The sequence below is a fragment of the Salegentibacter haimaensis genome, from assembly GCF_054121495.1.
In genome coordinates this window covers 163,755-171,529 of record NZ_JBSYGH010000006.1, presented here as the reverse complement: position 1 = coordinate 171,529, position 7,775 = coordinate 163,755, and the positions used below count along the sequence as shown (strand labels likewise).

10 protein-coding genes are annotated in these 7,775 nt (G+C 39.6%); 4 read left to right on the top strand and 6 right to left on the bottom strand.

What is annotated here, in order from left to right; all coding sequences use genetic code 11:
* Nucleotides 1-98 precede the first annotated feature (98 nt).
* Nucleotides 99-530 carry an FKBP-type peptidyl-prolyl cis-trans isomerase gene (locus tag ACW6QP_RS07955; protein WP_457910332.1) on the bottom strand — a complete coding sequence of 144 codons (432 nt, stop codon included), beginning with the start codon at nt 528-530 and terminating at the stop codon, nt 99-101.
* A gap of 263 nt (nt 531-793) precedes the next feature.
* On the opposite strand from ACW6QP_RS07955, the gene ACW6QP_RS07950 reads away from it, so the two are divergent.
* Both ACW6QP_RS07950 and ACW6QP_RS07945 read left to right on the top strand, forming a co-directional pair.
* A complete protein-coding gene (locus ACW6QP_RS07950) occupies nt 794-2,251 on the top strand; it encodes a Gfo/Idh/MocA family protein (RefSeq protein ID WP_457910331.1) in 1,458 nt (485 codons plus the stop codon).
* Between the two features lie 56 nt (nt 2,252-2,307).
* The gene (locus ACW6QP_RS07945; protein ID WP_457910330.1) at nt 2,308-2,772 is read left to right on the top strand and encodes a 3D domain-containing protein; all 465 of its coding nucleotides are present in this window, start codon (nt 2,308-2,310) and stop codon (nt 2,770-2,772) included.
* On the opposite strand, the gene ACW6QP_RS07940 is transcribed toward ACW6QP_RS07945, so the two are convergent.
* The 4 genes from ACW6QP_RS07940 to ACW6QP_RS07925 form a co-directional block, all read right to left on the bottom strand.
* The gene (locus ACW6QP_RS07940) at nt 2,750-3,589 is read right to left on the bottom strand and encodes an HAEPLYID family protein (RefSeq protein ID WP_457910329.1); all 840 of its coding nucleotides are present in this window, start codon (nt 3,587-3,589) and stop codon (nt 2,750-2,752) included. The genes ACW6QP_RS07945 and ACW6QP_RS07940 overlap by 23 nt on opposite strands.
* A 64-nt stretch (nt 3,590-3,653) precedes the next feature.
* Nucleotides 3,654-5,024: a sensor histidine kinase gene (locus ACW6QP_RS07935; protein ID WP_457910328.1), complete on the bottom strand. Its 1,371-nt coding sequence runs from the start codon at nt 5,022-5,024 to the stop codon at nt 3,654-3,656.
* A gap of 2 nt (nt 5,025-5,026) precedes the next feature.
* Nucleotides 5,027-5,704 carry a response regulator transcription factor gene (locus ACW6QP_RS07930; protein WP_457910327.1) on the bottom strand — a complete coding sequence of 226 codons (678 nt, stop codon included), beginning with the start codon at nt 5,702-5,704 and terminating at the stop codon, nt 5,027-5,029.
* Nucleotides 5,705-5,807: 103 nt separating this feature from the next.
* Nucleotides 5,808-5,939, bottom strand: coding sequence for a hypothetical protein (locus tag ACW6QP_RS07925; RefSeq protein ID WP_457910326.1), 132 nt, complete (start codon nt 5,937-5,939; stop codon nt 5,808-5,810).
* A 142-nt stretch (nt 5,940-6,081) separates the two neighbouring features.
* Between ACW6QP_RS07925 and ACW6QP_RS07920 the strand changes: the two genes are divergently transcribed.
* Nucleotides 6,082-6,912, top strand: a complete 831-nt coding sequence (locus ACW6QP_RS07920; RefSeq protein WP_457910325.1) for a hypothetical protein — start codon at nt 6,082-6,084, stop codon at nt 6,910-6,912.
* 7 nt (nt 6,913-6,919) lie between these two features.
* Complete coding sequence (locus ACW6QP_RS07915) at nt 6,920-7,075, top strand: hypothetical protein (protein ID WP_457910324.1); 156 nt, start codon at nt 6,920-6,922, stop codon at nt 7,073-7,075.
* On the opposite strand, the gene ACW6QP_RS07910 is transcribed toward ACW6QP_RS07915, so the two are convergent.
* Nucleotides 7,076-7,720 carry a hypothetical protein gene (locus ACW6QP_RS07910; protein WP_457910323.1) on the bottom strand — a complete coding sequence of 215 codons (645 nt, stop codon included), beginning with the start codon at nt 7,718-7,720 and terminating at the stop codon, nt 7,076-7,078.
* Nucleotides 7,721-7,775: the final 55 nt, after the last annotated feature.

Genomic DNA, 7,775 nt, shown 5'->3' with positions numbered 1-7,775 from the left:
TAGCTTTCATACCATGAAAATAATACTATCCTGAATTATTTCCAATAAAAAAGAGACTGCCTTTTCAGACAGCCTCTCGTATTATAAGATAAACACTCTTATTTGATCTCTACAACTTCCAGATCAAAAACAAGATCTTTACCTGCCAATGGGTGATTTCCATCAACCACGATGCTTTCTTCTTTCACCTCTTTTACTACAAGGTTCATCTCACGACCATCAGGGCTTTTAGAAACAAGGCCCATTCCAACTTCAGGCTTAATTTCTTCCGGTAGCTGTGATTTTGGAACCTCCTGGATAAGCTCTTCACGTGGCTCACCGTAAGCTTCCTCTTTTGGTATATTAATGGTTTTTTTCTCGCTCACCTGCATATCGATAAGGCCTTTTTCAAAACCGGGAATAAGTTGACCCTGTCCAAGAGTAAACTCTATAGGCTCTCCTCTTTCTACAGAACTGTCAAAAACCTGACCATCTGTAAGTTTACCGGTGTAATGTACCTTAACTGTATCATTCTGCTTTACTTGACTCATAATTGTATTTTTCGAGTTAAATATTTGGCAGTCAATCACTTTTGCCGCCATTAAAGTTGCAAAGGTAAGCTTATATTGCTGAAACCCAAACTAAACGGCAAGAGAATCCCGGGAATCTCCTGTTAGGGCTGTTAAAAGTTAAAATAATTGGAGCAACCAGGCCCGGGTTGCATTTCTGAATATTAAAAGATACATTTATTAGCTTAATTTTAAGAGTATCCCTTATCCACGGATACATTTTTATCTAACGAAAACCTTTTTTTATGAAAAACCAAAAGTCCTCAAATTCCAACTCCCGGCGCAGTTTCTTAAAAACCACTGCTTTAGCTACCGCCGGAATAAGCATCGTGCCCCGGCACGTTTTAGGTGGTCCCGGCTTTTTAGCCCCCAGCGATAAATTGATTATTGCAGGAATAGGAGTAGGAGGGAAAGGAGAAAGCGACATCTATAGCTTCTATCAAAGCGGAAAAGCAGAGATTGGTTTTCTCTGCGATGTAGACGATCGCCGCGCTGCAAAATCAAGAGAAAGATTTCCAAAAGCAAAATATTACAAGGATTATCGCGAAATGCTCGATAAAGAAGCTAAAAATTTTGACGCGGTTTCTATTTCCACTCCCGATCATAATCACGCTATTCAAACGCTGCATGCGATGGAACTCGGGAAACACGTTTATGTTCAAAAACCCTTAACCCACGATATTTATGAAGCCCGGCAATTAACCGATGCTGCGAAAAAATATAAAGTAGTAACCCAAATGGGTAACCAGGGAGCTTCAGGTGATGGGGTGCGACAAATGAGGGAGTGGTTTGATGCTGGAGTAATTGGTGATGTACATACTGTTTACTGTTGGACCGACAGGCCTGTTTGGCCGCAGGGAATTCCGTGGCCGAAAGATTCAAAAACTGCAGTGCCCAGCGAACTGGACTGGAATTTGTGGCTGGGAACAGCTCCCTATAAAGATTATATAGAAGGTCTGGTTCCTTTTAACTGGCGCGGCTGGTGGGATTATGGTACCGGAGCTCTTGGAGATATGGGTTGTCACCTAATTGAAGCCCCTTACCGGGTGCTAAATCTGGGACATCCTAAAGAGGTGGAATGTAGCGTAGGCAGTGTGTATGTAGATGAGTTTCAACGCGGATATTTCCCGGAAAGTTGTCCGCCTTCAAGTCACGTAACTATGACTTTCCCAAAAACCGATAAAACCGAACAGGATATTAGATTGCATTGGATGGACGGCGGCATCAAGCCAACCCGCCCCGAAGAACTCGGTCCCAATGAAACCTTTGGAGATGGTGGAAACGGAATTTTGTTTGTAGGTACCAAAGGAAAAATGATGGCAGGAACCTATGGGGCTAATCCACGCTTATTACCTCTTTCCAGAACCGATGAAGTAAGTGTTCCGCAGAAATATGAAAGGGTTCCCGGTGGGGAAGATGGGCATTATGCCCAGTGGGTAGAAGCTGCTATTGCGGGTTATGGTAAAAAAGAGCTAAGCGCCCCATTTGAAATTTCAGGTCCTTTGACTGAAACTTTACTAATCGCCAATCTGGCCATTCGAGGGGTTGATGTTAGAGAAGAACGTCAGAGGGAGAATGGAAGCAGCTACTATCATTACCCCGGTAGAGATATTAAAATGCTCTGGGATTCAGAAAATATGAGGGTTACTAATTTCGATGAAGTGAATCAGTTTGTAAAAAGAGATTATCGCACAGGCTGGTAGGTAGTTTTTTCAATATTTTTCTGAAAGTCCCGTTAGCATAATTCATTGCTGAAATTATGACTCATTTTAAATTATTGAATTTTGGAATAATCTTATCCCTGGCCTATTTTACAATGGGCCTGGGTTCCTGTAATTTTAATAATTCTAAGGAAGAAGAAAAACCTGAAAAAATATGGGATAGCCTGGAGGTGACCGCTTCGGCTTATAATTCGTTGAGTTACCAAACCGGCGCCGGTGGGGCTAATATCACTGCCTGGGGCGACACCCTAAAACCTGGAATTCAGGTAATAGCGGTTTCCCGCGACCTTATTCAGAAGGGATTAGACCATAACACTCCGGTGAAAATAGAAGGTTTTCCCGGAGTATTTTTGGTTCAGGATAAAATGCATCATCGCTGGAGAAATAAAATTGATATTTATATGGGCGAGGATGTTAGCAAAGCCAGGCAATTCGGAAGAAAAAAATTAAAAATCTGGTTCGAAAAGCCTGCCGATACTATTAAAAATGAGGCTCATAAATAAGCCTTAAAAACGAACTGAAGCGCTCTTCATCTTTGTTCAGAGAAATTCCGGGCACTATACCTATTTTTAAAGAATCTTTTATTTCAACCCGCATTTGAGGTCTCAGTACGGTTTTTAATTCTCCATCCATCACCAGTTGGTTTACCTCAAGACCAATAAAGTTCCCGGTGTTGGGAATCATATAGTGCAGGTTAGAGTTGATCTCATAGGCAAAGTAGTTTTCGTGACCATTCCAGCCTCTAAAAAATCTGGGCCCGGTGTAAATTAAGGTGTGCCAATCTGGCGTTAGTCTTGTAGCCGCAATAAAAAACGGATTTACCAATAAACCCTGGGTTAGATTGTCAAACGACAGTACATTGAGGTCGGTAAATTCAAATTCTACAATATTTCCCAGTGCCAGGGAGGTTTGCAGCTTTTCAGACACCAAAAAGGTATATTGTGCGGCAAGTTTCAAACTCTCTATTCTATCCTCAGGACTTTCTTTGCGACCTTTATTTAAAGAATTGCGGCTAAATAGAGTCATAGGAACTTCAACTTCGAGTCCCAGCCTATCGGCTACCGCCCATTCATATTCAACCAGAAACTCATAAGCATCAAAATCAAGATTATCGGTGATTCCCGCCCCCAGGTTCCATTCTTTCTCCCCTTTACGAGCACCCAAATCCCTGATCAAATCTATATAAAGCGGTTCGGCGTGTTCAAGTTTTAAAGGCAGGTCTTCTTCATCTCGCTCTTCCCAGGGGGCTTCCTGGGCATATAGTGGCGTGGATACGGCCAAAATTAAAATTGCGAGGGAAAATGGGTATCGGATTCTCATATATTTTTTGCGCAAAGAACCAACAAGAAAATTATGAAACAATAAAAATTGAATTAGAATATAATTAAATACTGAATTTTGGAAACTTCAGGCTTACCCTGGTGCCCTTATTGGGTTTAGACTGAATTTTGATTTTCCCTTTGTGAATTTCAACAATATTGGCGGCAAGCGCCAGGCCAATTCCGTGGCCTTTTTTATAAGCGGTGTTTTTTCCGCGATAAAATGGAGTGAAAATTTTATCCAGTTCAGAAGAGTCAATTCCCATCCCAAAATCTTCAATCTCTACCAAAGAGTATTTCGCTGAAGGCGTAAAAGTTACGCTAACGGGCTTGCCATCTGAATATTTAAGGGCATTTTTTAAAATGTTGGCGATGGCCATTTCGATCCAGAGCTTATTGCCCAAAATTTCAAAAGAATTTTCCTGAACCTCTTCGGTATTCAAATATTCAATCTTAATTCGGTTCTCATTTTCCTGCTTATTAAACCGAATCACTATTTTTTGAATCCATTCATCAAGCCTGAAAATTTCAAAACCAGCATTTGGTTTTTGCGATTGGACTTCAGAAAGATGAAGTAAACTCCCCAGCAATTGATTTAAATGTGTGGCTTCATTGTAAATCTTTTCTATAGATTCCTGTTTTTTCTCCTGTGCAGAGGAATGTAAAACATAATCGGCCTCGCCTAAAATTACGGTTAAAGGAGTTCGAAGTTCGTGGGAGGCGTTTTGAATGAATTTTTTTTGAGATTCAAATGAAGCTCCAATTCGATCAAGCATTTTATTAAAAGTTCTGGAAAGCCTGGAGATTTCATCCTTGCCATTGCCTTCGTCGAGTCGAACATCAAGGTTAGAGGCATTAATTCTTCTAACCTTTCTAATCATAGAATTTATGGGTTTTAAAATAATACGTGCAAAAAGGAGCGCAATCATTCCTACAAGCACCATACTCCCCAGGGTAATTAGCCATAGCACCTGCTTAAGGTAATTTAATTGTTCAATTCCTTCAAGGTCTCTGGCGGTGACAACCACAATGTAATCGCCCTGGTTATCTTCGTAATATATGGCGGCAGCCTGCCAATCTTCTATTTCAAAAAAAGCATAGCCTTTTTCTATACTTTCTTTAAATACTGAAGCTTTAAAGAATTTATTTTTCTGCTTCCCCGGGAGTGGTTTCCCCTCTACGACTCTGAAGAAGTGTTCTTCTTCGCCGGGTAAATTTCTAAGATATTGGCGGGTAAGATTGCGGTACTTGCTTTCGCTTAACTCATCTCTTTCCAGAGAAATTTCGGCGGCGGTAAAGCTTCGTTCCAGTAATCGTTTATCAAATTGATCGTGAATATGATGATCTACCAGCAGGTATATAAAAATACTGATGACCCCAATAATAAGGGCCACGATTAACGAAAAGGTCGCGGCTATTTTATATTTAATCTTCAAAATTACCTGATGACATACCCCATTCCAATAACCGTATGAATAAGACGATTTTTAGGGGAATCACCTGTTTTTCTGCGAAGGTAATTAATATAAACATCAACTACGTTAGTCCCAAGATCATATTCTACACCCCAAACCTTTTCCAGAATTTTTTCGCGGGAAAGTACTTTGTTGTTATTTACAATAAGCAGTTTGAGCAGTTTATACTCGGTTGCGGTTAATTTGATTTCCTCACCTTTTTTATAAACTTTCTTGGCTTCATCGTCTATAACCAAATCGCCATAACTGTATTTGGAGGTTTCAGCTTTATCGCCGGCAGGTTCGCCACGTCTTTGAACCGCATTTATACGGGCAAGAAGCTCCTCGAGTTTAAAGGGTTTTACGATATAGTCATCGGCTCCCATATTAAGACCTTTTACCACCATCTCGGTGGTATCCAGCGCAGTAAGTAGGATAACAGGAGTTTTATTTTTCTTGCTACGCATTTCTTCGAGTACCTCAATACCAGATTTTTCCGGCAGCATTATATCCAGAAGAATTAAATCGTATTTGTTGGAACTAATAAGTTCCAGGCCTTTTAAGCCATTTGTGGCTATCCCTATTTGGTGATTGTTCTCGGTAAGACACCGCTCAAGCAGGGATGCCACATTTGGCTCATCTTCAACTAACAGAATATTCATATAACTTCAAATATGCTGATTTTTGAAAGGAAAATAATTAAAATTGAATTAGAATTAACGAAAGATATTAATTCCATAAAGTAAGGGGCGGCTTAGCTTAATTTTATCCCAATCCTAAATATCCCAGCAGGATCCAGAGAATTACAAAAACGACTATAATGCCTACACAGCCGCAACCTCCTCCAAGTTTTTTAGCACCCCAGCCCGCCAGGATCGCTCTAAGAATATTTTTCATAAGTAAGTAATTTATTGGTTTAAATCTAATTTAAAACAAGCGCGTGGCAGGGCTCAAATGTTTATGAAATATTTATATCCTTCTATTAAATAAGTCTAAAGAAGTCGATTTTTTGTAACTTGAGACTCCTTATTTTTAAAATATGAAACACCTAAGCCTTCTAATTTTCAGTTTTTTCACCTGCGGAATTTTTGCCCAGCAACAAGCCAGTCTTTTGTTTAAATCTGATGAATTCTCGCATCCCGAGTCGGCGGTGACCGATGAAAAAGGAGAGTTCATTTATGTATCCAATATCGGTGAAAAAGAACCCGGCGATGGATTTATTTCTAAACTAAACCGAAAGGGGGAAGTCCTGAATTTAAGATGGATTGAAGGCCTGGAAGATCCTAAAGGGCTCTGGTTTCATAATGATAAACTTTACGTGAGTGATAATACCCAGCTGGTAGAAATGGATACTGAAAAGGCCGAAATCACGAGAAAAATCGAGGTTGCAAACTCGGGAATGTTAAATGATATAGTGGGAGATGATAAGGGTAATTTATACATTTCAGACACCCGGGCCAATGTGATTTTTGAATTAAAAGAAGGAGCTGAAGAGGTGACCGAATTGCTAAGGGATGATAAACTGGATTCTCCCAATGGGCTTTGGTTAAAGGATGATCTTATTTTAGTCGCTTCCTGGGGAAAAGACAAACAAGGCAAATTATTACAGGTTGACAGAGATGGAAATATTAGCCGATACTCACAGAACAATCTTGGAAATTTAGATGGAATTCAGGAAATGGAAGATGGGAGTTATCTAATTTCTGCCTGGGATAGCGGGAATATTTATAAAGTGGGAGCAAATGGAGAAGATGAACTTATACTCACTTCCGATCGCAGTGCCGGCGATATCCTTTTCCTTCAGCAAGAAAAAATATTGATCCTGCCTATGAATTTGCAAAATTCATTATGGTGGTATCAACTTAAGTAAATTTCAATTGCAACTTCAGAAAAAATACCGGGATAAAGGCGAGCAAATTCTAGAATTGCAGCAACAGCGAAAATTCAACAACAGTCTTACCGGCTATGCCATCGTAGTCATTTTAATTTTAACCTTCATTGCCATTGCTGCTGTGTACCTGGATTGGTATTAATTAATTTTTGATTTCATTCATCAACAAAAACGCCTGATTCACATATTCCTTTTCCAAAAATAAGGCGAAATAGTTGGAGGTTGAAATCATTTCAAAGATCGGAATGCCTTCATAAGCCAGGAGTTTAAAAATGTAAAAATAAAGCCCAACCGATTGGGATGAATTTTTAGGCAATTCGATCGTGATAGAGGATAGATCTTTTTTTACAGAAACTCTTAATTCACTTCTGAAGCAATCTTCTACTAAATCGGTAAGGGAATCGGACACCAGGATATTGCTTTCCTGAAAATTGCTGGAATAATTTAGATAAACCCCGGTTTGTCCTTTAACCGCTTCGAGCAGGCGGGCTTTATTAGAAATAATCGTATTCGAATTCAAATACGTATATTCTGTAATTCCCGAGCGCACAATAATATCCCCTAATTGGCGCAAATTTTTCATATTTATTTTAGTGCGCCGGGGAGCATAGCGCCTTAATGCCATAATAATCGATCCTGTTTTTACAGGTTTTCGCATCTCTTCTTCTACCTGAGGTCGAATATCTTCTGCAAGTCCACTAAAATTTATGATGTCTCTAGCAATGGCGTCATCCAGGAAAGGCTGATGCCGTATGATATCGTGTACACAGGTAGTTATGGTCTTCATTGTTAATTATTATACATTTTGTGCAAATGTATATAAAAACAAATATTTTTTTTGA

What these genes read in the sequence shown, in the direction of transcription:
- ACW6QP_RS07955 (WP_457910332.1), bottom strand. Translation starts at nt 530, where the DNA reads ATGAGTCAAGTAAAGCAGAATGATACAGTTAAGGTACATTACACCGGT.
- ACW6QP_RS07950 (WP_457910331.1), top strand. Translation starts at nt 794, where the DNA reads ATGAAAAACCAAAAGTCCTCAAATTCCAACTCCCGGCGCAGTTTCTTA.
- ACW6QP_RS07945 (WP_457910330.1), top strand. Translation starts at nt 2,308, where the DNA reads ATGACTCATTTTAAATTATTGAATTTTGGAATAATCTTATCCCTGGCC.
- ACW6QP_RS07940 (WP_457910329.1), bottom strand. Translation starts at nt 3,589, where the DNA reads ATGAGAATCCGATACCCATTTTCCCTCGCAATTTTAATTTTGGCCGTA.
- ACW6QP_RS07930 (WP_457910327.1), bottom strand. Translation starts at nt 5,704, where the DNA reads ATGAATATTCTGTTAGTTGAAGATGAGCCAAATGTGGCATCCCTGCTT.
- ACW6QP_RS07925 (WP_457910326.1), bottom strand. Translation starts at nt 5,939, where the DNA reads ATGAAAAATATTCTTAGAGCGATCCTGGCGGGCTGGGGTGCTAAAAAA.
- ACW6QP_RS07920 (WP_457910325.1), top strand. Translation starts at nt 6,082, where the DNA reads ATGAAACACCTAAGCCTTCTAATTTTCAGTTTTTTCACCTGCGGAATT.
- ACW6QP_RS07910 (WP_457910323.1), bottom strand. Translation starts at nt 7,720, where the DNA reads ATGAAGACCATAACTACCTGTGTACACGATATCATACGGCATCAGCCT.